24 protein-coding genes are annotated in these 25,433 nt (G+C 66.0%); 16 read left to right on the top strand and 8 right to left on the bottom strand.

The features are described from left to right. Positions 1-64 precede the first annotated feature (64 nt). The 7 genes from fabD (at position 65) to gmk (ending at position 6,836) form a co-directional block, all read left to right on the top strand. Positions 65-1,009 carry an ACP S-malonyltransferase gene (fabD, locus tag Q0Q36_RS20735; RefSeq protein WP_293801026.1) on the top strand — a complete coding sequence of 315 codons (945 nt, stop codon included), beginning with the start codon at positions 65-67 and terminating at the stop codon, positions 1,007-1,009. 55 nt (positions 1,010-1,064) lie between these two features. Continuing rightward, positions 1,065-1,802: a 3-oxoacyl-[acyl-carrier-protein] reductase gene (gene fabG, locus Q0Q36_RS20740; RefSeq protein ID WP_293801028.1), complete on the top strand. Its 738-nt coding sequence runs from the start codon at positions 1,065-1,067 to the stop codon at positions 1,800-1,802. 264 nt (positions 1,803-2,066) lie between these two features. After that, positions 2,067-2,303 (top strand): acyl carrier protein, encoded by a 237-nt coding sequence (locus Q0Q36_RS20745; RefSeq protein ID WP_047578895.1) that lies wholly within the window; start codon positions 2,067-2,069, stop codon positions 2,301-2,303. Positions 2,304-2,358: 55 nt separating this feature from the next. Further along, positions 2,359-3,630 (top strand): beta-ketoacyl-ACP synthase II, encoded by a 1,272-nt coding sequence (gene fabF / locus Q0Q36_RS20750; RefSeq protein ID WP_293801081.1) that lies wholly within the window; start codon positions 2,359-2,361, stop codon positions 3,628-3,630. 209 nt (positions 3,631-3,839) lie between these two features. Beyond that, positions 3,840-5,192: an endolytic transglycosylase MltG gene (mltG, locus tag Q0Q36_RS20755; RefSeq protein WP_265059206.1), complete on the top strand. Its 1,353-nt coding sequence runs from the start codon at positions 3,840-3,842 to the stop codon at positions 5,190-5,192. A 109-nt stretch (positions 5,193-5,301) separates the two neighbouring features. Further along, positions 5,302-6,183, top strand: a complete 882-nt coding sequence (locus Q0Q36_RS20760; RefSeq protein ID WP_293801031.1) for a YicC/YloC family endoribonuclease — start codon at positions 5,302-5,304, stop codon at positions 6,181-6,183. Between the two features lie 5 nt (positions 6,184-6,188). Then, the gene (gmk, locus tag Q0Q36_RS20765) at positions 6,189-6,836 is read left to right on the top strand and encodes a guanylate kinase (protein ID WP_293801033.1); all 648 of its coding nucleotides are present in this window, start codon (positions 6,189-6,191) and stop codon (positions 6,834-6,836) included. 159 nt (positions 6,837-6,995) lie between these two features. On the opposite strand, the gene rsmA is transcribed toward gmk, so the two are convergent. Genes rsmA through lptF form a run of 5 tightly spaced genes read right to left on the bottom strand, consistent with a single transcriptional unit; the run spans position 6,996 to position 13,810 of the window. Next, positions 6,996-7,844 carry a 16S rRNA (adenine(1518)-N(6)/adenine(1519)-N(6))-dimethyltransferase RsmA gene (rsmA, locus tag Q0Q36_RS20770; protein ID WP_293801035.1) on the bottom strand — a complete coding sequence of 283 codons (849 nt, stop codon included), beginning with the start codon at positions 7,842-7,844 and terminating at the stop codon, positions 6,996-6,998. Continuing rightward, positions 7,841-8,902, bottom strand: coding sequence for a 4-hydroxythreonine-4-phosphate dehydrogenase PdxA (gene pdxA / locus Q0Q36_RS20775; RefSeq protein WP_293801036.1), 1,062 nt, complete (start codon positions 8,900-8,902; stop codon positions 7,841-7,843). Before pdxA ends, rsmA begins: the two co-directional genes overlap by 4 nt. Positions 8,903-8,920: 18 nt before the next feature. Then, positions 8,921-11,476, bottom strand: coding sequence for an LPS-assembly protein LptD (locus tag Q0Q36_RS20780; protein ID WP_293801038.1), 2,556 nt, complete (start codon positions 11,474-11,476; stop codon positions 8,921-8,923). A gap of 49 nt (positions 11,477-11,525) precedes the next feature. Continuing rightward, the gene (gene lptG, locus Q0Q36_RS20785) at positions 11,526-12,617 is read right to left on the bottom strand and encodes an LPS export ABC transporter permease LptG (protein ID WP_293801040.1); all 1,092 of its coding nucleotides are present in this window, start codon (positions 12,615-12,617) and stop codon (positions 11,526-11,528) included. Continuing rightward, positions 12,617-13,810 carry an LPS export ABC transporter permease LptF gene (gene lptF / locus Q0Q36_RS20790; RefSeq protein ID WP_293801042.1) on the bottom strand — a complete coding sequence of 398 codons (1,194 nt, stop codon included), beginning with the start codon at positions 13,808-13,810 and terminating at the stop codon, positions 12,617-12,619. The genes lptG and lptF overlap by 1 nt, the downstream gene beginning before the upstream one ends. Before the next feature lie 155 nt (positions 13,811-13,965). Here lptF and Q0Q36_RS20795 point away from each other — a divergent pair, with 155 nt between their 5' ends. The 3 genes from Q0Q36_RS20795 to Q0Q36_RS20805 are packed head-to-tail and all read left to right on the top strand — an operon-like array spanning position 13,966 to position 16,367. Continuing rightward, complete coding sequence (locus tag Q0Q36_RS20795) at positions 13,966-15,459, top strand: leucyl aminopeptidase (protein WP_293801044.1); 1,494 nt, start codon at positions 13,966-13,968, stop codon at positions 15,457-15,459. Positions 15,460-15,507: 48 nt separating this feature from the next. Further along, positions 15,508-15,960: a DNA polymerase III subunit chi gene (locus tag Q0Q36_RS20800; protein ID WP_293801046.1), complete on the top strand. Its 453-nt coding sequence runs from the start codon at positions 15,508-15,510 to the stop codon at positions 15,958-15,960. Continuing rightward, positions 15,957-16,367 carry a hypothetical protein gene (locus Q0Q36_RS20805; RefSeq protein WP_265059216.1) on the top strand — a complete coding sequence of 137 codons (411 nt, stop codon included), beginning with the start codon at positions 15,957-15,959 and terminating at the stop codon, positions 16,365-16,367. The genes Q0Q36_RS20800 and Q0Q36_RS20805 overlap by 4 nt, the downstream gene beginning before the upstream one ends. 322 nt (positions 16,368-16,689) lie before the next feature. On the opposite strand, the gene Q0Q36_RS20810 is transcribed toward Q0Q36_RS20805, so the two are convergent. After that, positions 16,690-17,823 carry an MlaD family protein gene (locus tag Q0Q36_RS20810; RefSeq protein WP_293801048.1) on the bottom strand — a complete coding sequence of 378 codons (1,134 nt, stop codon included), beginning with the start codon at positions 17,821-17,823 and terminating at the stop codon, positions 16,690-16,692. Between the two features lie 190 nt (positions 17,824-18,013). Here Q0Q36_RS20810 and Q0Q36_RS20815 point away from each other — a divergent pair, with 190 nt between their 5' ends. Next, positions 18,014-18,316 carry a hypothetical protein gene (locus Q0Q36_RS20815; protein WP_293801050.1) on the top strand — a complete coding sequence of 101 codons (303 nt, stop codon included), beginning with the start codon at positions 18,014-18,016 and terminating at the stop codon, positions 18,314-18,316. Between the two features lie 3 nt (positions 18,317-18,319). On the opposite strand, the gene Q0Q36_RS20820 is transcribed toward Q0Q36_RS20815, so the two are convergent. Continuing rightward, positions 18,320-20,191 (bottom strand): ABC-F family ATP-binding cassette domain-containing protein, encoded by a 1,872-nt coding sequence (locus Q0Q36_RS20820; protein ID WP_293801052.1) that lies wholly within the window; start codon positions 20,189-20,191, stop codon positions 18,320-18,322. On the opposite strand from Q0Q36_RS20820, the gene Q0Q36_RS20825 reads away from it, so the two are divergent. The 5 genes from Q0Q36_RS20825 to Q0Q36_RS20845 all read left to right on the top strand — a co-directional run bounded on the left by Q0Q36_RS20825 (position 20,178) and on the right by Q0Q36_RS20845 (position 24,556). Continuing rightward, entirely contained in the window at positions 20,178-20,471 is a 294-nt protein-coding gene (locus Q0Q36_RS20825) for a hypothetical protein (RefSeq protein ID WP_293801054.1), read from the top strand. The two genes, Q0Q36_RS20820 and Q0Q36_RS20825, sit on opposite strands and share 14 nt — an antisense overlap. A 60-nt stretch (positions 20,472-20,531) precedes the next feature. Then, positions 20,532-21,032 carry a pantetheine-phosphate adenylyltransferase gene (coaD, locus tag Q0Q36_RS20830; protein WP_293801056.1) on the top strand — a complete coding sequence of 167 codons (501 nt, stop codon included), beginning with the start codon at positions 20,532-20,534 and terminating at the stop codon, positions 21,030-21,032. Between the two features lie 165 nt (positions 21,033-21,197). Then, positions 21,198-22,529 carry a proline--tRNA ligase gene (proS, locus tag Q0Q36_RS20835; protein ID WP_293801058.1) on the top strand — a complete coding sequence of 444 codons (1,332 nt, stop codon included), beginning with the start codon at positions 21,198-21,200 and terminating at the stop codon, positions 22,527-22,529. A 43-nt stretch (positions 22,530-22,572) separates the two neighbouring features. Then, positions 22,573-23,865 carry a lipoprotein-releasing ABC transporter permease subunit gene (locus tag Q0Q36_RS20840; RefSeq protein ID WP_293801060.1) on the top strand — a complete coding sequence of 431 codons (1,293 nt, stop codon included), beginning with the start codon at positions 22,573-22,575 and terminating at the stop codon, positions 23,863-23,865. A 4-nt stretch (positions 23,866-23,869) separates the two neighbouring features. Beyond that, positions 23,870-24,556, top strand: a complete 687-nt coding sequence (locus tag Q0Q36_RS20845) for an ABC transporter ATP-binding protein (RefSeq protein WP_293801062.1) — start codon at positions 23,870-23,872, stop codon at positions 24,554-24,556. A gap of 10 nt (positions 24,557-24,566) precedes the next feature. Here Q0Q36_RS20845 and Q0Q36_RS20850 read toward each other — a convergent pair whose 3' ends face one another. Beyond that, positions 24,567-25,214: a hypothetical protein gene (locus Q0Q36_RS20850; RefSeq protein ID WP_293801064.1), complete on the bottom strand. Its 648-nt coding sequence runs from the start codon at positions 25,212-25,214 to the stop codon at positions 24,567-24,569. Between the last annotated feature and the right edge of the window lie 219 nt (positions 25,215-25,433).

A 25,433-nucleotide genomic window follows, 5' to 3' on the forward strand; every position in this document is an offset into this window, starting at 1 on the left:
AGCGATGTGACAGCCGCGTCATATAAGACGAATGACTGATAATGAAGACCGGGACGTTCACAGCATGACCACAGCGCTCATCTTTCCGGGCCAGGGCTCTCAGGCGGTCGGCATGGGCAAGAGCCTGGCCGACAACTTCCCTGTCGCGAAGGCGGTCTTCGACGAGGTCGATGCGGCCTTGTCGCAGAAGCTTTCGGCCGTGATGTGGGAAGGCCCTTCCGAGGATCTGACCCTGACGGCCAATGCCCAGCCGGCCCTGATGGCGGTCAGCCTCGCGGTCGTGCGCGTTCTCGAAAGCGAGGCCGGGCTTGACCTGAAGCGCGATGCCGCCTTCGTCGCCGGCCATTCGCTCGGCGAGTATTCGGCGCTGGCCGCTGCCGGCACCTTCTCGATCAGCGATGCCGCCCGCCTGCTGCGCATCCGCGGCGACGCCATGCAGAAGGCCGTGCCGGCGGGGCAGGGTGCGATGGCGGCGCTGCTCGGCGCCGAGCTCGACCTCGCTCGCGAGATCGCGGCCGCTGCGGCCCAGGGCGAAGTTTGCGAAGCCGCCAACGACAATGGTGGCGGTCAGGTCGTGCTCTCCGGCGCCAAGGCCGCGATCGAGCGCGCCATCGCCCTTGCCGGCGAGCGCGGCGTCAAGCGCGCCATGCTGCTTCCGGTCTCGGCGCCCTTCCACTGCGCCCTGATGCAGCCGGCGGCCGACGCGATGCGCGACGCGCTCGCCAAGGTCGCGATGCAGGCGCCCGCCGTGCCGGTCGTCGCCAATGTCGGCGCGGCGCCGTTGAGCGATCCCGATGCGATCCGCGCCTCGCTCGTCGCCCAGGTCACCGGCACGGTGCGCTGGCGCGAATGCGTCCAGGCGATGGCCGCCGCCGGCGTCACCGATTTCGTCGAGGCAGGCAGCGGCAAGGTGCTGGCCGGTCTCGTCAAGCGTATCGTCGCAGGCGCGACGCCGGTCTCGATCGGCACGGCCGAGGACATCGCGGCTTACAAGAGCCGCAACGCGTAAGTGCAGGAACCCAGGATGGGCTGCAGCGGCAGGACGCCGAACAAGGGGAGCGAACATGTTTGATCTGACCGGCCGCAAGGCCCTGGTCACCGGCGCGACCGGTGGCCTCGGCGGAGCCATCGCCCGGACGCTTCATGCCCAAGGAGCGAGCGTCGCTATCTCCGGAACGCGCGCGGAAGCGCTGGAGGCCCTGGCGGCCGAACTCGGTGAGCGCGTCGTGATCGCGCCCTGCAATCTCTCCGACAAGGATTCGGTCGAAGCGCTGGTGCCCACGGCCGAGGAAAAGCTCGGCGGGCTCGACATCCTCGTCAATAATGCCGGCATCACCCGCGACAACCTGTTCATGCGCCTCAAGGACGAGGACTGGGACAGTGTTCTGGCTGTCAACCTGACGGCGGCCTTCCGCCTGTCGCGCGCCGCCGTGAAGTCGATGATGCGCCGGCGCTATGGCCGAATCGTCGCGATCGGCTCCGTGGTGGGCACGACCGGCAATCCTGGCCAGGGCAATTATGCCGCGGCCAAGGCCGGGCTGATCGGCATGTCGAAGGCGCTGGCCGCCGAGGTCGCGAGCCGCAACATCACCGTCAACGTCGTTGCGCCGGGCTTCATCGAGTCGCCGATGACGCAGGCCCTCAACGACAAGCAGCGCGAGGGCATCCTCTCCGGCGTCCCGATGGGCCGCTTGGGTGAGGGCAAGGATGTGGCTGCGGCTGTCGCTTTTCTCGCCAGCACGGAAGCCGGCTACGTGACCGGGCAGACACTGCACGTCAACGGCGGAATGGCAATGATCTAGGGGCGTTAGCGCCTATTCCAGATCGGTTTTGATAAGGCTGCAGCGCACTCGCCAGCCCGTAAAGGGTATGTTAACTAGCGCCGTCGCGCTGCCGCTGGGCGATCCGAGGGGACTTGACGAAACCTCGGTTGTTGCGTTTGTGCAGGCTTCGAGCTTTCCGGATCGCGGACATCGTCAGGTGGCGCGGCGGCTCGGAATGAGATCCCTCCACCGCGTCGCATCCCTGCGATGCGTTTTCAGTTTCTAAGTCTAAGGAAGAGACCCATGAGCGATGTTGCCGAGCGCGTGAAGAAGATCGTGGTCGAGCACCTCGGCGTCGAGGCCGACAAGGTCGTCGACGGCGCCAACTTCATCGAGGACCTGGGCGCGGACAGCCTCGACACCGTCGAGCTCGTGATGGCCTTCGAGGAAGAGTTCGGCGTCGAGATCCCGGACGATGCGGCCGAGACGATCGTGACGGTCGGCGATGCCGTGAAGTTCCTCTCCGCGAAGAGCGCCTGATCGGCCTTCAGGGTCGGTCTACGCAGAAAGAGCCATGGCTTCTCGCAGTTATCCGATGCGGCGTGTCGTCGTGACCGGTCTCGGCATGGTGACGCCGCTTGCTTGCGGCGTCGAGCCGAGCTGGTCGCGCCTTCTGGCCGGTGCCAGCGGCGCCGGCCCCATCACCAGCTTCGACGCCAGCGACCTGCCGGCGCAGATCGCCTGCAACATCCCGCGGGGTGACGGCAGCGACGGGACCTATAATCCCGACGAGTGGATGGAGCCGAAGGAGCAGCGCAAGGTCGATGAATTCATCGTCTTCGCGATGGCCGCGGCCACACAGGCGCTGAAGGATGCGGGCTGGAAGCCTGAGAGCTACGAGGACCAGATCCGGACCGGTGTCGCCATCGGTTCCGGCATCGGCGGGCTGGGAGGCATCTACGAGGCCTCCCTCCTGCTCAAGGAGCGCGGGCCGCGCCGGCTCTCGCCCTTCTTCATTCCCGGGCGCCTGATCAATCTCGCCTCCGGCTATGTCTCGATCGAGCACGGGCTGAAAGGTCCGAACCATTCGGCCGTGACGGCCTGCTCGACCGGCGCGCATGCGATCGGCGATGCTTCGCGCATGATCGCGCTCGGCGATGCCGACGTCATGGTGGCGGGCGGCGCCGAATCGGCGATCAACCGCATCGGCATTGCCGGCTTCTGCGCCTGCCGTGCTCTGTCCACCGGTTTCAACGAAACGCCCGAGAAGGCCTCGCGTCCCTATGACAAGGACCGCGACGGCTTCGTCATGGGCGAGGGCGCAGGCGTGGTCGTGCTGGAAGAGCTCGAGCATGCGCTGGCGCGCGGCGCGCGCATCTATGCCGAGGTTGTCGGCTACGGCATGTCGGGCGATGCCTATCACATCACTTCGCCGGCCGAGGATGGCGACGGCGCCTATCGCTGCATGCAGGCTGCGCTCGATCGCGCCGGCATCACGGCCTCCGATCTCGATTACATCAACGCGCACGGCACCTCGACGCCGCTCGGCGACGAGATCGAATTGCGTGCGGTCGAGCGGTTGCTGGCCAACGCCTCCAGGCGCCCGTCGATGTCCTCGACCAAGTCGGCGACCGGCCATCTGCTCGGCGCCGCCGGTGCGATCGAGGCGATCTTCACCGTGCTCGCCATCCGCGATCAGATCGCGCCGCCGACGATCAATCTCGACAATCCTTCCGTCGAGACCGAGATCGACCTGGTGCCGCATGTCGCCCGCAAGCGCGAGATCGACTACGCCCTGTCGAACTCCTTCGGCTTCGGAGGCACCAATGCCTCGTTGGTGATGCGGCGCTATCGGCCCGAGCGTTGAGTCGAAGCGAAGCAGCGCGGTTTCGCCATATTCTTGGGTAGAGTTTGCGCCAGCTGCGGCAGAACGCGTGATTCCGCGTTCACAGCCGCATGGAAACCGGCTCTAATGCGGCCGCCCCGGTTCGGTGCGGCCGATTGCCCACTCCGGCAGGCGCGGTCCAGGTTGCACCGTGCCGAGATCATCTACCCCGTGCTGCGAGCGTCTTGATCGTGAATGATACGCCCCGCGTCGCCCCGAAGAGTCCGAGCGAGGCCCTCAAGCCCGTAGCGCCGCCGGCGCCGCCGCCCAAGGTCCGCCGCCGCCGGCGCAGCCCCTTCCTGTCGATGCTGAGCGGCCTGTTCACGATCGCGCTCGTCGGCGCCGGCGTGGTCGGCGCCGGCATTGCGGTCATTTCGAACCAGAGCAAGGCGCCGGGACCGCTGGCCAGCGATCGCACCCTCATTATTCCGAAGGAAAGCGGGCTCACCGAGATCGCCGAGCTGCTGCAGCGCGAAGGCCTGATCGAGCATCCGCTGAGCTTCCGCGTCGCGGCGATCATCGGCGGCGACTGGCACAAGCTCCAGGCCGGCGAATACCTGTTCAAGGCCCGCGTCAGCCCGCAGGAAATTCTCGGCATCATCTCCAGCGGCAAGGTGGTCGAGCATTCGATCACGGTGCCTGAAGGGCTGACGAGCGAGCAGATCGTCGATCGGTTGCGCAATAACGACCTGCTGACCGGCGAGGTCGCGCAGGTGCCGAAGGAAGGGACGATCCTTCCCGACACCTATCGCTTCCCGCGCGGGTTCTCGCGTCAGGCCATCATCGACCGGATGGCGCGCGATCAGCGCGTGATCCTCGCGCGAATCTGGGAGCGCCGCCCGGCCGACCTGCCGATCAAGACGCCGCAAGAACTCGTCGTCCTCGCCTCGATCGTCGAGAAGGAGACCGGCCGCGCCGACGAGCGGCCGCGCGTCGCCGGCGTCTTCATCAACCGCTTGAACCAGAAGATGAAGCTGCAATCCGATCCGACGATCGTCTACGGCCTCGTCGGGGGCAAGGGCACGCTCGGCCGGCCGATCCAGCGCAACGAGATCACGCAGGCGACGCCCTACAATACCTACGTTATCAACGGTCTGCCGCCGGGGCCGATCGCGAATCCAGGCCGCGCCGCCATGGAGGCGGTGGTCAACCATTCGCGGACCAAGGACCTCTATTTCGTCGCCGACGGCAGCGGTGGCCACGCCTTCGCTGAGACGCTCGACCAGCACAACCGCAATGTCGGCCGCTGGCGCCAGATCGAGACGACGCGCACGCAACAGCAGGGCGGGAAGCCGCCGGCGGACAGCGTCGACAAGGTCGAGCCGCCTGCCGGCCCTGACAACCGCACCGAAGCGCCCGCCACAACCCAGCCGGCGGCCGACAATGCCGGCACGGGCGGTGTTCCCGTCGCCCAGCCGACCGGGGGCGTGCCCGGAACACGCGCTCGCGCTTTTGACGCCTCCGAAGGGACGGCGCGCGATCCGCTCCTCAACAAGAGCTTCGACCTGAACTCGCCGAAGCAGGTGCCGCAGCTCAAGCCCTGATTTGCCGATCAGGGGCTCGTGATCCCCATTTTCCGGCCGCCGACCGCTTGCTGTCGCGGATGCGCGCCACTACGGTCCCGCCCGGTCTCAAACGAAGGCGGCAGGGGCGATGGCCATCGAAAGCATGACGGGCTTCGCCCGTGCGGCCGGGACGGCCGGGGTCCATGGCTGGGCCTGGGAAATCCGCAGCGTCAACGGGCGCGGGCTTGATTTGCGCGTTCGCGTTCCGCCCGGCTTCGAGGTTCTCGCCGAGGCCGCCCGCAAGAAGCTGGGGGCCGCCTTCTCGCGCGGGACGCTCCACGTCAATCTTGCCGTCACCAGCGACGCCGGCCCGCCGCGTCCGCGCGTCAATGAGGCGGTGCTTGCCGCGCTGCTTGAGGGGGTTGAGCGGTTGCCGCCGGCTGCCGGCATCAACCCGCCATCCTATGACGGCCTGCTCGGCATCCGTGGTGTCGTGGAATATGCCGACGAGGCGCAGGACGCGCTTGGCGCGGTCGAGGCGCCGGCACTTGCCGGTCTCGACGCCGTCACCACTGCCTTGAAGGAAGCGCGGGCCGCCGAAGGCCGCGCCCTCGAAGCCATCGTTCTCGGCCATCTCGAAACCATCGCCCGGCTCGCTGGCGAGGCGGAGCATCATCCCGCTCGCAGCAGCGAGGCGATCCGCGCCCGGATCGCGGCGCAGGTCGAGGCTCTGCTCGGAGCGAATAACAGCTTCGATCCGCAGCGCCTCCATCAGGAGGCGGCTCTCATCGCCGTGCGCGCCGATATCCGCGAGGAGATCGATCGCCTGCAAGCCCATGTCGCCGCCTTGCGCGAGCTTCTCGCCAAGGGCGGGCCGATCGGCCGCAAGCTCGACTTCCTTTCGCAGGAATTCGGCCGTGAGGCTTCGACGCTCTGCGCCAAGGCGAACGATCCCGGCCTGTCGCGCATCGGGCTCGAGCTGCGCACGGTCGTCGACCAGATGCGCGAGCAGGTTCAGAACGTGGAGTGAGCCGGATGGCTGCCGAGACCCTTCACCCGGCCCGCCGCGGCCTCATGCTGATCCTGTCCTCGCCCTCGGGCGCGGGCAAGACGACGCTGACCCGCAATCTCAAGAGCGAGAACAACCTCGACCTGTCGATTTCGGTGACGACGCGCACCAAGCGCCCCTCCGAGATCGAGGGCGTGCATTACCGCTTCATCGACCGCGCCGCCTTCGACGTGATGCGCCAGCATAACGACCTGCTTGAATGGGCCGAGGTCCATGGCAACGGCTATGGCACGCCGCGCAAGGAGGTTGAGGCTTCGCTGGCGGCCGGGCGAGACGTGCTGTTCGATATCGACTGGCAGGGCACCCAGCAGATCGTCAAGAAGGCGCGGGCCGACGTCGTCACCATCTTCATCCTGCCGCCCTCGATGGCCGAGCTGCGCTCGCGCCTGATCCGCCGCGCCGAGGACGCCGAGGAGGTCATCGTCAAGCGCCTCGCCAATGCCCGTGACGAGATCGCGCGCTGGAGCCAGTACGACTACGTCATCGTCAACAACGATCTCCAGGCAGCCTACGAGTCGATCAAGGCAATCCTGACGGCCGAGCGTCTGAAGCGCAGCCGTGCCGTTGGCCTCAACGACTTCGTCGACCAGCTTCTGAGCGAACAGCTGCCCTGATCAGGGCGCGCCGCAAGCCCTGCCATTCCGGGGTGGCCGAAGGCCGAACCCGGAACCCACGACCGGGTGAGCGCTTTCAGCCGCGTCGTCGCCAACGCTCGTCCGGTCGTGGGTTCCGGGTTCTTCGCTGCGCGAAGCCCCGGAATGACAAGGATGTGCCTAGCGCTGTGCCGCCAGCGCATTCGCCAGCCTGACAAAACCGGAGACCGGGATTTCCTCGGCGCGGGCCGTCTCGGCGAGGCCGGCGGCCGCGATGATCGGCGCAGGGTCCGGCAGAACGGCCTTCAGGCTCTGCCGCAGCATCTTGCGGCGCTGGCCGAAGGCGGCGAGCGTGACCCGCTCCAGCAGCCGCCGGTCGCAAGGCTCCGGCTGCGCGCGCGGGGTCAACTGCACGATCGACGAAGTGATCTTCGGCGGCGGTACGAAGGCGCTGCGCGGCACGTCAAACAGGATTTTCGTCTCGCAGCGCCAGTTCGACAGCACGGCGAGCCGGCCGTAATCGGCGCGCTCGTCCGGCGTTGCGACGATCCGTTCGGCAACTTCGCGCTGGAACATCAGCGTCAGCGAATCCCACCAAGACGGCCAGGGCTCGAGGCTGAGCCAGCCGACCAGCAGCGGCGTGCCGATATTATAGGGCAGGTTGGCGACAATCCGCGCCCGCTCGCCGCCGAGATGGGGCGTGAGGTCGACCGCGAGCGCATCGCCGTCGATGATCTCCAGCCGGCCCGGATAATGCGCCGCGATCTCGGCAAGCGCCGGCAGGCAGCGCCGGTCGCGCTCGATTGCGATGACGCGTCCGGCTCCATTGGCCAGCAGCGCCCGTGTCAGCCCACCCGGGCCGGGGCCGATCTCGACCACCGTCCGGCCGTCCAGCGGCCCGGCGGCGCGCGCGATCCGGCTTGTCAGGTTGAGGTCGAACAGGAAGTTCTGGCCGAGCGCCTTTTGCGCCATCAGGCCATGGCGCTCCACCACCTCGCGCAGCGGCGGCAGGTCGTCGATCTGGCTCATGGAGCGGCATCCGTGGCGGTGCGCTCGGCCATCCGGGCGGCGAGCTTCAGGGCGGCGCAGAGGCTGTCCGGCCGCGCGATGCCTTTGCCGGCGATGTCGAAGGCCGTGCCGTGGTCCGGCGAGGTGCGGATGAAGGGCAGGCCGAGCGTGACGTTGACGCCTTCGTCGAAGGCGATCGTCTTGATCGGGATCAGGGCCTGGTCGTGATACATCGCCAGCGCCGCGTCATAGCCGGCGCGTGCGCGGGCATGGAACATGGTGTCGGCGGGATAGGGACCGCGGGCGTCGATGCCCTCGGCCTGCAACTGAGCGATAGCCGGCGCGACGACTGTCTCGTCCTCGTGGCCCATCGTGCCGTTCTCGCCGGCATGCGGGTTGAGACCGCTGATCGCCAGCCGCGGTGCGGCGATGCCGAAGCGGCTGCGCAATTCGGCTGCGACGATCCGGCCGGTCTCGACGATGAGCGCGGAGGTCAGGAGCTCAGGCACCCGGCGTAAGGGTTCGTGGATCGTCACCGGCACGACGGCGAGCTCCTCGCACCAGAGCATCATCACGGGGCGTGGCGCGACCCCGCCCTGGGCGGCCAGATGAGCGAGATATTCCGTATGGCCGGGATGCCTGAAGCCCGCCCCATAAAGCACGGATTTTGCGATAGGATTGGTGACGACGGCCGCAGCCTCGCCGTCATGGACCGCAGCGACCGCCCGGTCGATGGAGCTGATCGTGCCCGCTGCAGTTGCCAGATCAGGCTTGCCGGGAACGGCGCGGCCGGATCCGGACGCAAGCGGGATGATCGGCAACGCATCGGTAAAGACGGCGCCGGCTTCGCTCCAGTCGCAGGCACGCATCGGCACCGCCCAGCCAAGCTTGTGGGCGAGGTCGGCGAGATGATCGGTATCGCCGATGCAGGCGAAGGCGGGAAGAGCGCGTTCGCCACGTTCAAGCCAGGCGCGCAACGTCAATTCCGGCCCGATTCCGGCCGGATCGCCCTGTGTCAATGCGAGCGGCTTGGCCGGCAATACGAACTCCGCGCCTTCTAGAAGGGGCCGGCCCGCCATTTTGGGCCGGTAGGAGGGCTAGTTCGAGGAGCTGACACCGTCGCTCGACGAACTCGCGCCGAGATTCTGCGAGTAGCTGATCTCGCCCAACGTGCGCAGCTCGAGGCGGAACATGACCGTGCGCGTGTCTTTCGTCGACCCAGCCTGGCGATCCGCATAGCTCTGCGAATAGCTGACATCGAAGACCGTACACTCGTCGGTGTAATTGATCCCAAACGAGGTCGATGCGGGCTGGAACGGTCCGGTGTTCGGATAGACCGGGATCGCCGAAACGGCCGGAGCAGCGAGATAGGCTGCGTAGGCGGTTCGGTAGAGCTCGCGATCGTATTTGTACTTGTCCAGATCGAACAGCACGCCGGCCCGCAGGCGCCAGTTCTCTGTGACCTTGAGTGACCCGTTCAACGAAAGGCCCTCGCGGCGGCGGGAAATGCCGAGATCGGGCTGAGGCTCGTAGCGGCCGTAGCCGACCGATGCCGTGACGATGTTGTTGGAATAGGTCGCTGCGGCGTCGATCCGCTGCGCCTCGAAGGTCGTCGCGTTGAGGCGCGTCGCACCGGTCAGGAAGAAACCCTTGAATGGCGAGAGCTGGGCGCGGGCGACGTAGTCGGAATTACGAGTGTCGAGGCCGGAATTCAGGCCTGTATTGAGCAGGTCGCCGGTGGCGTAGGAATTGCGCCCGGCGAGCTGGAAGGACTGCCCGAGCAGCAGATTCGCGAACGCTTCCTTGCCGAAGCGGCCGGTATAGAGGGCGCCGACATTCGCCCGCGTCCCGCCTTCGACGCGGTCGAAGCCGGAAAACTTGCCGCTCCACTCGAAGAGATTGTTGGCGTCGAAGACGAGGCTCTGGGAGTCCTCATTGGCGACGCGCAGGCTGTTCGTTTCATTCGGGCGGGCGACGATCTGCGCGACCGGCTCGATGATATGGGTGCCCCAGTCGGTCTTGGCGACGAACGGGTAGCGATACATCAGGCCGATCGCCGGCATCACCCGGCCGAATACCTCGTCCGACGTGTCGGCGATGGTCGCGACCCGCGAATTGATCACGCCGCTGGTATTGGGATTGACCGAGAAAACATCGGCGCGCACCGACGCATAGGGCGTCCACATCTGCCCGAGCGGATCGATGAAATTGCGGCGCCAGGAAACCTCGGCCGTGGCGCGCGAGACATTGCCGGCGAGCCCGCGCACGAGGCAATGGTTTTTGTCGTAGATCGCACAGCCATCATAGAGCGAATAGCTCGGCGTGGTGAGCAGATAGGTCTTTTGCTGCGGCAACTCCGTGAACGCCGCGGTGTCGCGCGTCAGGCTCGTGACATTGGCCGTGAACGAGAGCTCGCCGCCGAGGAAGGACGGCTTGTGGACGCGCTTGTCGTAGTCCATCACGGGTAGCACGACGGGCTGCTGCTTTTGCCAGTCCTGATAGTTCAGGGGCTGGAAGTAGTAGCCGCGCAGGTCGAACCAGGCGTCCTTGCTCTGACCGTTCAGGTAAGCCGTCGAGGTCGATTCCTGCAGGTAGGTCGTGGTGCTCAGGCTCTCGTTGCGGATGCGGTAGTTCTTGTAGAACCAGCGATCCGTCGACATCGCGACGTTCCAGCCGATCGTCCAGCGCGGGTTGATGAAGAACTTGCCGTTGGTTTCGATCGAGCCGCGGAACTCCTTGTCACGCGGGCCGAGCGGGCTCGGCAGATAGGCGTTCTGGTCCTGCTGGAAGATGCCGGAGGCCCGGATCGCATAAGATCCGGTCAGCAGTCGATGACGCCACTCCACCTGCCCGAGCAAGCCCTGACGGCTGAGATAGGTAGGCGTCAGCGTCAGATCGTAATTCGGCGCGAGGTTGAGGAAATAGGGCAGACCGACGCCGAAGCCGAGTGCCGAAGTGTTGATGAAGCGCGGCGACAGGAAGCCGGACTTGCGCTTCACCGTCGAATCCGGCCCCGACATATACGGGATGTAGGCCAGCGGGATGCCCGCGAACTCGACCCGGGCATCCTCGTAATAGATCGTCTGCTCCGACTTCTTGTGGATGATCCGCATTGCGCGAACCTGCCAGAGCGGCGGGCGCTCGGGATTGTCCTTGCAGGGTTCGCAGGCGGTGTAGATGCCCTTGTCGAAGACGAAGGTCTCACCGTCCGTCCGCTCGGCTCGGGGCGCCGAGAACCGGGTCTTGTCCGGGTTCACGACGCGCAGGGAATCCATGAAACCGTCGCGGAAATCGTCTGTCAGGTTGAACTTGTCGCCGGTGATGACGGTGCCGTTGGATTCGATGATCCGGGCGTTGCCGATCGCGGTGACGCGTTTGTTGGCCTGGTCATAGATGACGCGATCGGCCTCGATCGTCCGGCCCTGATAGAGGATCTGGACGTCGCCGACGGCTGCAACCGTCTTCTTGTCGTTATCGTAGACGAGTTCGCGCGCGTCGACGACCATGCGGTCCTGCGGCTTCGCAGGGGCCTCAGCCGCAGGTTTGGCCGGCGCGCCGACCGCCCGATTCTGGGCATAGGCCGGCCCGGCCAGCAGATAGGCCAGGCTGGAGGCGAGAGCCGTCGCCGCAGCAAAGCGTGCCAACCGGTTCACTCCTGGCCCCATCTCGTAAACTCGAAATTAACCATAGGCACAGTACGTTTCACCCATCTTCCTGATGGAGGAGAGCGAGTGCTCCGAGCATTGCCCCCAATGCTGCAGGCAGCCACGCCGCGACGATCGGATTGACGATTCCCGACGATCCGAGCTCCTCCGACAGTTGTGTCGCCACATAGAGCACGAAGCCGGCCGCGACGCCACCCACCACCAGTTTGGTCACACCACCAAACCTGAAAAATCTTAAAGAAACGGATGCTGCCACCAGCACCATGGCGATGAGCAGGAGCGGCCGTGCCATAAGTGACTGGTAACGCAGCTTATAGGGCGTCGTATCGAGGCCCGCTCGCTCCGTCCGGTCGATCACCGCCGGCATGGACCAGAAGCCCACCGCGTCGGGTGGGGTGAAGCTCTGGCGCATCTGTTCCGGCTCCAGCGTCGTTGCGAGCACGTAGCTCTTATAGCTCTGTGGCTCTTCCGTGGCGGAGGTTGTGCGCGCGTCGCTCAGCTCCCAGTGGCCCGGGCGCAGCAGGGCTTGCCTGGCGTCGATTCGTTCCTTGAAGCTGCCGTTCGGATTGAAGATGAAGAAGGCGACCTGGGACAGGCCGTCCTCGTCGGGCAGGGCGCCGGCGGCGCGGATGATCGCCTGCCCGTCGACGCTGCGCTGCCTCAGCCAGATTTCCTGGGACAGGCCGGACTTGCCGCCGGAGCGGACGAAGAGGCGTGTCTCCAGCGCCGTCGCCTTGCGCTTCAGCTCGGCCGCGACGGGGTTGTAGATCATGATCGAGACCAGCCCGAGGATGCCTGCGACCGCGGCTGCCGGCTGCAGGAACTGCCAGGCCGAGACGCCGACGGAACGGGCGACGACGAGTTCGAGCTTCCGGCTCAGCGTAAGGAGCGCGAACATGCCGCCGAACAGGGCGGCGAAGGGGAAAATCTGCTCGGCCACGGCCGGTGCCCGGAACAGCGCGAGCTGAACGATGCGCGGCGTCGTCGCGATCGGGGAATCGCCGGCGCGACGCATCAGTTCGACGAAATCGAGCGTTCCGATCAGGAAGAAGAAGGTGCTGAAGACGCCCACGATCGCGCGGGCGAAGCGCTTCGTCAGATAGCGCCCGAAGGTTGAGAACAGCAGCATCACGCGCGCCGGAAACGAGCCGCCAGATTGACCAGCGGCATGACGAGGGGAGCGGCGAGGCGGGCCAGAACGGGCTGGATCCGCGCGCCGTACAAGATGAAGCTCGTGGCCAGGATGATGGCCGTGACCGGCAGGATATAGAGCAAGGCGGCGGCGAAGGGCGAGCGCACGCTCGCGGTCCAAGCCGCATAGGCCGCGATGCGTGTCGCGCCGACGATCATGATCGCCGACTGGATCGCCAGCGCCCGTCCTTGACGGGTCGTGCGGGCTTCGCCGATGGCGGCGAAGGCGATCAGCATGAAGGCGAACGGATAGAGCGGGGACGAGAGCCGGTTATGCAGCTCGGCACGGAAGCGGCCTTCCTGGAGCTTGTAATAGGCCTCGTTCGGATCCTGCCGCAGGAGTTCCCAGGTCGAGCGCTCGCGCGGCTTGTAGATCACCTTGTCGCCATCACCTTCGCCAGGGCCGCCGCTGGAATCGCCGGTCAGCGCCGAGAGGTTCAGGGCGTAGCGCTCGAAGGAGATGATCGAGGTCGTATTGGTGTTCTTGGCCTCGCGCTGGATCGTGCCTTTTTCCAGCATCAGGAAGCTTTGGCCCTCGGCCTCGACCGTCCGGCCGCGCTCGGCGAGATAGATCGAGGGCTGCGACGGATCGCGGCGGTCCTGCATGAAGATGCCGATCAGCGCGTCGCCGGCCTTCTCGCGATAGTGGAAGGTCACGCCGGAATCGAGCGAGACGAACTGACCTTCCTTCACGACATTGGCGACGAAATCGGCGCGGATCAGCGTGATCAGGTCGCGCAGCATGCGAAAGCTCGCGGGCATGACCGAGATCGTCATCCAGGCGACGACCAGCGAGGCCGCGACCGTCAGCACGATGAAAGGGCGGGTGATGCGCTGCGGCGCCACGCCGGCCGCATTCATCACGATCAGCTCGGAATCGCCGTTGAGCTTGTTCAGCGTGTAGAGCGTCGACATGAACAGCGCGACGGGCGCGATGCCGGCGATCAGGGCCGGCAGCGAGAGCAGCGTCACGGTCAGGAAGATCAGGACCGTCTGGCCCTTGCCGGTGATGAGATCGACCTCGCGCAGCGCCTGCGTGACCCAGATCACGCCGGTCAGGCCGAGCAACAGCACGATCGCTGCAACCGCCGCGATCTTCAGGATGTAGCGATCGAGGCGGTTGAGAAGCACGCGTCGTTTCCGATGATGGGAAGCGGGGAGCTTCCCGAGGTGGTTCGTCGGACACACCCTATGGTATAGGCGCGACCATGGCGCAAACGGGAATCGTTTGCCGTCGGCCGCCTAGTGTCCTTCCCATGCCATTTTCGCAAGATTGTGAGCAGATCATGTCGCAGCGCCTGAAGCTCGAGATCAAAGCCCTGGATGCCGTCGAGGGGCAGGACCTCGTGATCCTGGTTTCCGATAAGCTCGCTCTGCCGGAAAGCGCGCGGGAATGGGCGGGCGAGGGTGCTCAGGCGCTGTTGACCCGGGCCGCGGCGGCCGAACGCTTCAAGGGCAAGGCGCTGGCCGGCCTGACATTACCTTCACCGGAGGGCGCCTCCTACGAGCGCCTGATCGTCGTCGGCGTCGGGCCTGAGGACGAACGCGCCGAGCTGGATTTCGTCAAGCTGGGCGGCGCCATCGCCGGCCGGCTCGGCACCGGCCGCAGCGCCGAGATCCTCCTGGCGCTGCCGGGAGGCGGAATCGACGCGAAACAGGCCGCCGATATCTCGCTCGGCCTCAGGCTGCGCGCCTATGCCTTCGATCGCTACAAGACCAAGAGCAAGGACAAGGACGAGGCCGAGCCGCTCACCGTCACGCTGCGCGCGGCCGATCCGTCTTCCGTCAAGAAGGCCCTCAAGGCCGCTGACGCCATCGCCGCTGGTGTGATCCAGGCTCGCGACCTCGTCAACGAGCCGCCGAATGTCCTCTATCCCGAGGAGTTCGCGGATCGGGCCGCCAAGCTCGAGAAGCTCGGCGTCGAGATCGAGATCCTCGACGAGAAGGCGCTGAAGAAGATCGGCATGCGCGCGCTGCTCGGCGTCGGCCAGGGCTCGCGCCGCGAGAGCCGCGTCGCGATCATGCGCTGGAACGGCGCGAAGAAGGACGAGAAGCCCATCGCCTTTGTCGGCAAGGGCGTGACCTTCGATACCGGCGGCATCTCTCTGAAGCCCGGCGCCAGTATGGAGGACATGAAGGGCGACATGGCGGGCGCGGCCTGCGTCGTCGGCCTGATGCAGGCGCTCGCCGGCCGCAAGGCCAAGGTCAACGCCATCGGCGTGATCGGTCTCGTCGAGAACATGCCGGACGGCAATGCCCAGCGCCCCGGCGACATCGTCACCTCGCTCTCGGGACAGACCATCGAGATCATCAATACGGACGCCGAAGGCCGGCTCGTGCTGGCGGACGTGCTCTGGTACACGCAGGATCGCTTCTCGCCGCGCTTCATGATCAATCTGGCAACGCTGACCGGCGCGATCCTCGTCGCGCTGGCGCAGGAGAATGCCGGCCTGTTCAGCAACAATGACGAGCTGTCCGAGCGCCTGACGGCGGCCGGCATCGCCACCGGCGAGACGGTCTGGCGCATGCCGCTCGGCAAGGCCTACGACAAGATGATCGATTCCAAGTTTGCCGACATGAAGAATTCGGCCGGCCGCTATGGGGGCTCGATCACCGCGGCGCAGTTCCTGCAGCGCCATATCAACGATACGCCCTGGGCGCATCTCGACATCGCGGGAACCGGAATGGCCGCCGCGAATTCCGAGATCAACCGCTCCTGGGGGCCGGGCTGGGGCGTGCGCCTGCTCGACCGGCTGGTCGCGGACCACTACGAAGGCTGATTCGCTTTCTGCGAAAATGCCGGCAACCCGTTAGGATATAAGGCTTCGATGGCCGAAATCCTGTTCTTCCATTTGCAGTCCCGCCCACTGGAGCAGGTCTTGCCGACGATCCTCGACCGCGCCATCTCGCGCGGCCAGAAGGTCGTCGTCCAGGTCGGCGGCCAGGAGCGCATGAGCGTGCTCGACGACCACCTCTGGACCTATGCGGACGAGAGCTTCCTGCCCCACGTCACGGCGCTGGAGGCGGATGCGGCGCAAAACCCGGTGGTGCTGACGACGCAGGCGCATAATCCGAATGCCGCACAGGTCCGGATCTGCGCCGACGGAGTTCGCATTCCCGACGCAATGCAGGGCTACGAGCGCGTCGTCCTGATATTCGATGGTGACGATCCCGAGGCGCTTGCTGCGGCCCGCGAGGATTGGAAGAAGGCCAGGGCCTCGGGCCATGCCGCCAGCTACTGGCAGCAGGACGATGCCGGCCGTTGGGAGAAGAAAGCGTGAGACTGCCTGTTCTGCTGCTCTGCACCGCGGCCCTTGCCGGCTGCTCGGTCGACATGGGCGGTTTCGCCTTCCAGTCCGAAACCAGGGGCGGCGTCACCACGACCAAGACGGCCTCGGCCAGCGCCGGCATCTCGACGCAGGAGCCGGTCCTGACGCCGGAAGGCGAATGCAGCGTCGGCGTCTCGCTCGATCCCTCGACCCGGCCGCTGCCGAAGGAGATCGCGCCCGGCATCACCGAATGCGAACTGGTGAAGCTCAAGGGCACGCGCCCGACCGACGTGCTCGTCGGTGAGAGCGGCAAGGGCCAGCGCGAGGTCCAGGTGCTCTACTCCGAGCCGGGCGGCCGCGAAATCTACATGTTCACCGACAACCGGCTGACCCGCATCGTTAAGCCGGGGCAGGGCTGAGTCGGGAGGTCGTCACGTCTTCGCAATGGCAGATGTCCGCTTCCTCGGGTTGCTGGACACGCGGGAAGAATTGCCACCAGCGCGAACGCTTTCTCGAGCGCGCTCTAGCGGCTTTGGCGCCGGGCTCGGTGAGCCATCAGCGACCTGAAAAGCGGTGCGCAGCACAGCGCGACGACCGCACCCGTGGCTGACCAGCCGATCGCGCCACCGCCTAGAATCTCCTGGCCGAGATAGGCTCCGCCAAAACACCCGGCCAGAGCCAAAGGGATTTGCCAGAGGATCGTCGTCGCGGGCATCGGCCTTCTCCGGACAGGCGCCTGCTCTATCGCGAACCGTTATATTGCGGGATGCGGTTTTTGCTCCCGAAAATGAGCCCTTGCGGATCTCGGTTCACATTGCGGAGTGCACGGTCGAAGCCGGAGAGCGCGCGACTGCCGTCGGAAGTGAAGGTTTCAACCTTTTGCAGCCCGCCTCCCATGAACTGGATGATCTTCGCAGCCGCCGCTGCCGAGCTTCGGTCCAGATTGTCGGCGAGCGTGCGCAGGGATTTTGCAGCCGCGGCAACGTCTTCGAAGACGGTTCCTCCATTCTCTCTTCCGGCACCGGTCAAGAAGGCTTGGGCGCCCTTCAGCACACCATCGATCTGATCTGCCGCCCGGTTGAGCTTCTCGCTCGTCGAGGCAATGTTCCCGATCGTTTTGCCGACGTCGGGAGCGGCAGCGCTCAGCTTTGCGGTGGCGCGGTCGGCCTTCTCGATGGCTGAAGCGACCTGATCCTTGTCGACGGATTGGAGGGTCTCCACGAATCCCGCGCTGAAATTCTTCAGTTTATCGGGTAGCGGGGTGATGGCCTCGGCAGCCGAGGTGACGCTCTGCATGAACTTGTCGACCTTGGAGGAGTTGCCGCTGAGCGTGGCCGACAGGTCCTCCATGGATTTGATCTTTTCGGTCACGGGGGCGGCGTTGGCCTGAATCGCCGCGTCGATGCCCACAAGAGCCTCATCGATGCCCTTCGCAATGGATGCGACCTTTTCGAAGATGCTTTCGGAGGATTCCGCGGTGATGGTTGGAAGGGCTTGCCCCGGCGCGACGGTCAAGGGAGCCGCGGTGGGGCTGCCTCCGCGAAGCTGCACGGCGACGATGCCGGCCAGACCCTGCGCTTCGAGGCGGACGCTCGTATCGACGCGCAAAGGAGCTGATTGGTTGATCTTGAGGATGGCATAGATTTGGCGTGGGTTATCCGGTTCGATGTCGATGTCCCTGACCTCGCCGACACGCAGGCCGTTGAAAAGGACGTTCGAGCCGCGGCCAAGGCCGGAGACCTTGCCGTTGAAGACCACCTTGACGTCGATGGTATCGCCTTGCCCCCGGCTGAACCAGTAGCCGAGCCCGAAAAGCGCAGCGAGCACCACCAGCGTCGCCAGTCCGATCAGCGCATGAGCTGCGCGCGATTGCATCAGCGGGATTGTCTTTCTTGGCCTGGGCGGAACGAGCCCGCCGTCTCCGGCCGGCCATTTGAGTCGGCAGCATAGTCTACTGTCGCAAAGGTCACGAGACGATCGGACGAGCCGTCCGCTTGTTTTCGTCCAACCCGCAACGCATCATCGCGGCATGACGAAATATCTCATCTCCTTTCCGAGCGAGGCGATGGTGCTCGCGGATGAGGAACTGGCCGCCGCCGGTGTCGATTCGCGTGCCGTGATCGAGGAAGCCAAGGCGGCCGGCGTCTATATCTTCGCCGGCGGGATCGACGAGCCCGTCGCCCCCGTGCTCGTCTCCGCGGATGGGGCGGTGTCCGGGCAGATCTATCCGGGCAGCCGGCTCAACGGCGGGTTCACGGTGCTGGAGCTGCCATCGCGCGAAGAGGCCGTCAAATGGGCGGCAAAGATCGCGCGCGCCTGCCGCTGTTCGCAGGAACTGCGAGAATTCATGTACGATCCGGCGAGCTAGCGCTCAGGCTCTCTCCAGCTCCTCGCCGAGCAGAAGCCATTCCTCCTCGGCCGCCGCCAGCGCCTCCGACAGCTCCGCGCGCTGGCGCGAGATCTGTAACGCCTTGTCCGGCTCGCGTGCGAAGGCGCCGTTGGCGAGCGCGGCATCGACCTTCTCGATCAGCCCGGTCAGCTTGGCGATGCGCGCCTCGGCGAGGTTGAGCTTCTGCCTCAGCGGCCCCTGCGCCGCGCGCTTGGTCGCCGCCTCCTTGCGCTCGTCGGCCTTGGGCTTGGCGCTGGCGTCCGGAGCCGGCTTGCCGCGCTTCTCGGCCTTGGCGGCGCCCAGCACATAGGTGCGGTAGTCGTCCATGTCGCCGTCGAAATTCTTCACCGTCCCGCCGCCGACGAGCCAGAGCCGGTCGGCGCAGGCCTCGATCAGGAAGCGGTCGTGGCTGACGAGGATGACGGCGCCGGGATAGTCGTTGATCGCGGTGACCAGAGCGGTGCGGCTGTCGATGTCGAGATGGTTGGTCGGCTCGTCGAGGATCAGCAGATGCGGCCCGTGGAAGGTCGCGAGCCCGAGCATCAGCCGTGCCTTCTCGCCGCCTGAGAGCAGCTTCACTGGCGTATCGGCCTTGGAGGCAGGGAAGCCGATCTGCGCCGCCTTGGAGCGGACCTTCGCCTCCGGCGCATCCGGCATCAGGTCGCGCAGATGGCCGACCGGGGTATCCTCGATCCGCAACTCGTCGAGCTGATGCTGGGCGAAATAGGCCGTCTCCAGCTTGCTCGATTTCTTCATCTCGCCTGATATGGCATCGAGCCGGCCGCCGATCAGCTTGCAGAAGGTCGACTTGCCGTTGCCGTTCGAGCCGAGCAGCGCGATGCGATCGTCCGGCGCCAGCGAGAGGTTGAGCCGCGACAGAACCTTGCGCTCGCCATAGCCGGCGCTGGCATCCTCCAGCACGATCATCGGCGGGGAGAGCGGCTTTTCCGGGCCGGGGAAGACGAAGGGCTGGACGTCACGGTCGACGATCGCAGCGATGGTCTGCATCTTCTCCAGACGCTTGACGCGCGACTGCGCCTGCCGGGCCTTGGTCGCCTTGGCCTTGAAGCGGTCGACGAAGGACTGGAGATGCTTGCGCTCGGCGTCCTGCTTCTCCTTGGCGCGGGCGAGCTGCATCTGCTTTTCGGCGCGCTGCTTCTCGAACGAGGAATAGCCGCCGCGATAGAGCGTGAGCTTGCCCTGGTCGAGATGCATGATGTGGTCGACCGAGGTGTCCAGCAATTCGCGATCGTGGCTGATGACGATCACGGTATGCGGATAGCGCTCCAGGTAGTCGTAGAGCCAGAGCGTGCCTTCGAGGTCGAGATAGTTGGTGGGTTCGTCGAGGAGCAGCAGGTCGGGCTCGGAGAACAGCACGGCTGCGAGCGCGACGCGCATGCGCCAGCCGCCCGAGAAATCGGAGCAGGGGCGTTGCTGCGCCTCCTCGTTGAAGCCGAGCCCGTGCAGCACCATCGCTGCGCGCGCTGGTGCCGAATGCGCGCCGATATCGGCGAGCCGCGTGCCGATCTCGGCGATGCGGTGCGGATCGGTCGCGGTCTCCGCTTCGGTCATCAGCGCCGTGCGCTCGGTATCCGCCGCGAGCACGACCTCGATCAGCGTCTCCGGTCCGCCGGGCGCTTCCTGCGCGACGCCGCCGATGCGCCGGCCCTTCGGCAGGCTGATATTGCCGCTCTCGGTGCCGAGATCGCCGGTGATGATCTTGAACAGCGTGGTCTTGCCCGTGCCGTTGCGGCCGACGAAGCCGACGCGCGCGCCGTCGGGGATGGCGGCGCCGGTATGGTCGAGCAGCAGGCGCTCGCCGAGACGGTAGGTGATGTCGTTGAGCGTCAGCATGGCGCGCCCGTTTAGGCTTGCGCGGCCCAAAAAGGCAATCGAAAGCCGGAACAAGCGGCCGATGTCACCGTTTCGTCAAAATCTCGCCTTGGGACGGCCCCCGCCGGCCATCACCCAAGGGAAACCGGATAAGTTCCGATTCGCCGAGGCTATCTTCATGGATACCCGCCTGTCCTTCGCCAGTTCCCGTCGCGCTTCCGCTGCGGCCTCCCTCATGGTTCTCGTCTCGATCATCATCGGCAGCGCCGCAGCGCTCGCCGCGCTGGTGCCGCTGAGCTGAGATTGCCCAAGCCCCTGAGAAGACTTGTCGTCTCCCGGCCCAGCCGCTAACGCTGGCCCTATGGCACGCATCGCTTTCTACACCGGCTCCTTCGATCCCGTGACCAACGGCCATGCCGACGTCATCGCGGCGGCCGCCGGCCTCTGCGACACGCTCGTCCTGGCGATCGGGGTTCATCCCGGCAAGACGCCGCTCTTGTCGGTCGAGCAGCGCGCCGATCTGCTGCATCAGGTCGCCACGCCCTTGCTCGTGGCGAAGGGCGCCGCGCTCGATGTCGTGACCTTCGACGATCTCGCCGTCGATGCGGCGCGCCGGGCAGGGGCCTCGATCATCATTCGCGGCCTGCGCGATGGCAGCGACCTCGACTACGAGATGCAGATGGCCGGGATGAACGGCACCATGGCGCCGGACGTGCAGACCGTCTTCCTGCCGGCCTCGCCCGGCGTGCGCTACATCACCGCGACGCTGGTGCGTCAGATCGCGGCGATGGGCGGCGATGTCTCGCCCTTCGTGCCGGCGCCGGTGCTCGCTGCGTTGAAGGCGCGCTTCGCCAAGGGGTGAGTGCGCTATCTGCGGCGAAAGGCACATAACTTCGCCATCTTCCGCCGCTTCCTGCTGATTTTGGTTTGCATTTTGCCGAGAGCGATGGTGTCTCTCAGCAAGGCCGACTCGCTCTCCGATCACCCGGCGCGATTCCGCGCGCAGGGCCCTCCGACAGGTTTTCCGATGCGTCTTTCCCGCTATTTCCTGCCCCTTCTGCGCGATACGCCCAAGGAAGCGGAGATCGTCTCGCACCGGCTGATGCTGCGCGCCGGCATGATCCGCCAGCAATCCGCGGGCATCTATTCCTGGCTGCCGCTGGGCCTGCGCGTGCTCAACAAGATCAGCAATGTCATCCGCGAGGAGCAGAATCGCTCGGGCGCCATCGAGATTCTGATGCCGACCATCCAGTCGGCCGATCTCTGGCGTGAGAGCGGGCGCTACGACGCCTATGGCAAGGAGATGCTGCGCATCAAGGACCGGCATGATCGCGACATGCTGTACGGCCCGACCAACGAGGAGATGGTCACCGAGATCGTCCGCTCCTACGTCAAGTCCTACAAGGACCTGCCGCTCAATCTCTACCACATCCAGTGGAAGTTCCGCGACGAGGTCCGCCCGCGCTTCGGCGTGATGCGCGGCCGCGAGTTCCTGATGAAGGACGCCTATTCCTTCGATCTCGACAAGGATGCGGCCCGCCACGCCTACAACCGCATGTTCACGGCTTATCTGCGCACCTTCGCGCGGCTCGGCCTGAAGGCGATCCCGATGAAGGCCGATACCGGCCCGATCGGCGGCGATCTCAGCCACGAGTTCATCGTGCTCGCCTCGACCGGCGAGAGCGAGGTCTTCTGCCACAGCGACTACCTGAATTTCGAGACGCCGGCCGCCGATACCGATTTCGACAGCGTCGCCGGCCTGCAGGGCGTCTTCGACAAGTGGACGAGCCTCTACGCCGCGACTGAGGAAATGCACGACAAGGCCGCCTTCGAGGCGGTCCCCGAAGACAAGCGCGTCTCGGCGCGCGGCATCGAGGTCGGCCATATCTTCTATTTCGGCACCAAATATTCCGAGCCGATGGGCGCGGCTGTCGCGGGGCCTGACGGCCAGCCCGTGCTGTTGCATGGCGGCTCCTACGGCATCGGCCCGAGCCGCCTCGTCGCGGCGCTGATCGAGGCCGGCCATGACGATGCCGGCATCGTCTGGCCCGAGGAGATCGCGCCTTTCGACATCGCGGTCATCAACCTCAAGGCCGGTGATGCGGCGACCGACGGCGCGGCTGAGCAGATCTATCAGCACCTGCTCGGCAAGGGCTACGACGCCGTTCTCGACGACACCGATGATCGTCCCGGCGCCAAATTTGCCACCGCCGACCTGATCGGCGTGCCCTGGCAGATCATCGTCGGCCCGAAGGGGCTGGCCGAGGGCAGGGTCGAGCTGAAGCGCCGTGCCGGCGGCGAGCGCGAGCTCGTCTCGCTGGAGGCCGCGCTCGACCGCTTCAAGGGCCGGGCGGCGTGACGGCAGGCTCCGTCATGACGACGCATCGGATGGGAGCCACCGCATGAGCGCCGTCGCCGACAGCGCCGAAATCCCGACCGGGACCAAGGCCTTCGCCGGTTTCGAATGGCTGCTCGCCGGGCGTTATCTGCGCACGCGCCGCCGCGAGGGCTTCGTCTCGGTCATCGCCGGCTTCTCCTTCCTCGGCATCATGCTCGGCGTCGCGACGCTGATCATCGTGATGTCGGTGATGAACGGCTTCCGGATCGAGCTGCTCAGCAAGATCGTCGGCGTGAACGGCCATATCTTCGCGACCCCGATCGACCGTCCGCTCGACGATTACGACAGCGTCGCCGCCAGGCTCAGCAAGATCCCCGGAATCAAGCTCGCCATTCCGCTGGTCGAGGGGCAGGCGCTCGCCTCCTCGCAGACCGGCAACAACGGCGTGCTGGTGCGCGGCATACGCGAGGCCGACATCAAGGCGATCCCCTTCATCGGCGGCAACATCAAGTCCGGCACGCTCGACGGTTTCGACAGCGGGACGCCCGGCGTCGCCATCGGCCGGCGCCTCGCCAATGCGCTCGGAATCCAGGCCGGCGACATGATGACGCTGGTTTCGCCGCAGGGCGCTTCGACGCCCTTCGGCACGGCGCCGCGCATCAAGGCCTATCCGGTCAAGGCGATCTTCGAGATCGGCATGACCGAGTTCGACGGCACCTTCGTCTACATGCCGCTGAACGAGGCCCAGGCCTATTTCAACCGCGACGGCGATGTGAATGTCATCGAAATCTTCGTCGACAATCCCGACAAGACCCAGTCCGTTCGCGACGCGATCGAGGCCGATGCGCCACGCCCGCTGGTGCTCTCCGACTGGCGCCAGCGCAACCGCTCGTTCTTCAATGCGCTCGAAGTCGAGCGGAACGTGATGTTCATCATCCTGACGCTGATCGTGCTGGTCGCGGCGCTGAACATCGTCTCCGGCCTGATCATGCTGGTGAAGGACAAGACCGCCGATATCGCGATCATGCGCACCATGGGCTGCACACGCGGCACCGTGCTGCGCGTCTTCCTGATCACAGGGGCGGCGATCGGCGTCTTCGGCACGCTCGCCGGCCTCGCGCTCGGCGTCGTCTTCGCCAAGAACATCAAGTCGATCATGGCCGCGCTGAACTGGATCACGGGCGCCAATCTCTGGGACCCGACCGTCCGCTTCCTCAGCGATATCCCCTCCGTCACCGACTGGAGCGAGGTGGTGAGCGTGGTGGTGATGGCGCTGACCTTGTCGCTGCTGGCGACGCTCTATCCGGCCTGGAAGGCGGCACGCCTCGACCCGGTCGAAGCTCTCAGGATGGGTTGAGCCGATGGCGCAAGAGATGCCCGCGCTCTTCCTCTCCCAGGTCGAGCGCTATTATCCGCAGAGCGACGCGCCGCTCGAAGTGCTGCGCAAGGCCGATTTCGCCCTCTGGCCGGGCGAGGTCGTCGCCCTGGTCGCGCCGAGCGGAACCGGCAAGTCGACGCTGCTGCATGTCGCCGGCCTGCTGGAGAAACCCGATGCCGGCGAGGTCTTCGTCGGCGGGCTCGCCACGACCAAGCTCGACGACAAGGGCCGCACGCGACTGCGCCGCACCGAGATCGGCTTCGTCTACCAGTTCCACCATCTCCTGCCGGAATTCACGGCGCTGGAGAACGTCGTGCTGCCTCAGCGAATCCGGGGTCTTTCCCGCCAGATCGCCGAAGAGCGCGCCTCGGAGCTTTTGACCTTCCTTGGCCTCGGCGAGCGGCTCGATCATCTGCCGGGCGAATTGTCCGGCGGTGAGCAGCAGCGCGTCGCGATCGGCCGCGCCGTCGCGAACGGCCCGCGTCTGCTGCTGGCCGACGAGCCGACCGGCAACCTCGATCCGCACACCTCGCAGCATGTCTTCGGCACGCTGATGGCCTTGGCCCGCGCCTCAGGATTGGCGGCGCTGATCGCGACGCACAATCTCGAACTCGCTCGCCAGATGGATCGGCAGGTCACGATCCGCGACGGGCTGGTCGTCAAGCTGTAGGTGGCTGGCTCTACCGCCCGAGCTGCCGCGCATCCCGAAGCGGGAAGGCGTAGCTCGGCTCGGCCCGCCAGGCACCATCCTTCCAGGTGAAGTCGATCTCGCCGTCCTCGCCGGAGGTCTTGAGCTGAATGCCGAAGGCGGAAAACGCTTCCTGTACCGGCTTGGCCTCTGCCCAGGGCGCGACCTCGACGATGCGCTGGCCGAAGCGGACCCGCGCCTTGCGTGGATAGATCGCATCTTCCTCTTCCTCGGCGCTGCGCGGCGGATCGATCTCGGTTTTCGTGATGCCGGTGATCTGGCGGCGCGCGAAACAGAGCACCGGTATCCGCGGTGCCTCCGGCAGGCCGTCGGGCTTGTAGAATTTGGCCCCTGCCCGTGTGAGGACGAAGCGGCGCGACGGGCCGATCGCCGCCTGCACATCCGCCGGGCTGTCCTCTTCGCTGAGCAATCCCGGTTCGACCAGGGTCCGCAGATTGCCCTGGAACCAGGCGTTGTTGGCGTCGAAGGGCAGCTTCCGGAAGGCGACGCAGACCGGCTCCTTGTCGAAATAGGCCTGGATCAGCGGCAGGAAATCATCCTTCTGCGCCTCGGCCTCGCTGCAGGCGCCGAGCATGAGCCCGGCCAGCGCGATCGCGCCTGACGTTCGAAGCTTGATCAAGCCTCGTCTCCCTTCTCCCGTGCATGTGGTCGCGCTGGAAAGGCGCGGTTCCGCGATGGCCGGCGCGGGTGGCGAAAATGAGGAGCTGCCGCCGTACCAGGCTTTCGGTAGGATTTCATTAACCGCTGCGTCGGGATCGCGTCACCGGGTTCCCTATCGACATTGACGAGAACAAAACATGAACTAAATTGAACTTATCACGAACACAGGAGGTTCTCA

Source organism: uncultured Allobosea sp. (genome assembly GCF_945957345.1).
In the GTDB taxonomy this organism is placed as follows: Bacteria; Pseudomonadota; Alphaproteobacteria; order Rhizobiales; family Beijerinckiaceae; genus Allobosea.

Excerpts from the sequence above, each read along its gene's own strand:
- Q0Q36_RS20840 (WP_293801060.1), top strand. The coding sequence starts at position 22,573 with ATGAGCGCCGTCGCCGACAGCGCCGAAATCCCGACCGGGACCAAGGCC.
- Q0Q36_RS20745 (WP_047578895.1), top strand. The coding sequence starts at position 2,067 with ATGAGCGATGTTGCCGAGCGCGTGAAGAAGATCGTGGTCGAGCACCTC.
- Q0Q36_RS20820 (WP_293801052.1), bottom strand. The coding sequence starts at position 20,191 with ATGCTGACGCTCAACGACATCACCTACCGTCTCGGCGAGCGCCTGCTG.
- fabF (WP_293801081.1), top strand. The coding sequence starts at position 2,359 with ATGCGGCGTGTCGTCGTGACCGGTCTCGGCATGGTGACGCCGCTTGCT.
- fabG (WP_293801028.1), top strand. The coding sequence starts at position 1,065 with ATGTTTGATCTGACCGGCCGCAAGGCCCTGGTCACCGGCGCGACCGGT.
- gmk (WP_293801033.1), top strand. The coding sequence starts at position 6,189 with ATGGCTGCCGAGACCCTTCACCCGGCCCGCCGCGGCCTCATGCTGATC.
- coaD (WP_293801056.1), top strand. The coding sequence starts at position 20,532 with ATGGCACGCATCGCTTTCTACACCGGCTCCTTCGATCCCGTGACCAAC.
- Q0Q36_RS20800 (WP_293801046.1), top strand. The coding sequence starts at position 15,508 with ATGGCCGAAATCCTGTTCTTCCATTTGCAGTCCCGCCCACTGGAGCAG.
- Q0Q36_RS20795 (WP_293801044.1), top strand. The coding sequence starts at position 13,966 with ATGTCGCAGCGCCTGAAGCTCGAGATCAAAGCCCTGGATGCCGTCGAG.
- Q0Q36_RS20815 (WP_293801050.1), top strand. The coding sequence starts at position 18,014 with ATGGTGCTCGCGGATGAGGAACTGGCCGCCGCCGGTGTCGATTCGCGT.
- rsmA (WP_293801035.1), bottom strand. The coding sequence starts at position 7,844 with ATGAGCCAGATCGACGACCTGCCGCCGCTGCGCGAGGTGGTGGAGCGC.
- proS (WP_293801058.1), top strand. The coding sequence starts at position 21,198 with ATGCGTCTTTCCCGCTATTTCCTGCCCCTTCTGCGCGATACGCCCAAG.
- lptG (WP_293801040.1), bottom strand. The coding sequence starts at position 12,617 with ATGCTGCTGTTCTCAACCTTCGGGCGCTATCTGACGAAGCGCTTCGCC.
- Q0Q36_RS20845 (WP_293801062.1), top strand. The coding sequence starts at position 23,870 with ATGGCGCAAGAGATGCCCGCGCTCTTCCTCTCCCAGGTCGAGCGCTAT.
- Q0Q36_RS20810 (WP_293801048.1), bottom strand. The coding sequence starts at position 17,823 with ATGCAATCGCGCGCAGCTCATGCGCTGATCGGACTGGCGACGCTGGTG.
- pdxA (WP_293801036.1), bottom strand. The coding sequence starts at position 8,902 with ATGGCGGGCCGGCCCCTTCTAGAAGGCGCGGAGTTCGTATTGCCGGCC.
- Q0Q36_RS20760 (WP_293801031.1), top strand. The coding sequence starts at position 5,302 with ATGGCCATCGAAAGCATGACGGGCTTCGCCCGTGCGGCCGGGACGGCC.
- fabD (WP_293801026.1), top strand. The coding sequence starts at position 65 with ATGACCACAGCGCTCATCTTTCCGGGCCAGGGCTCTCAGGCGGTCGGC.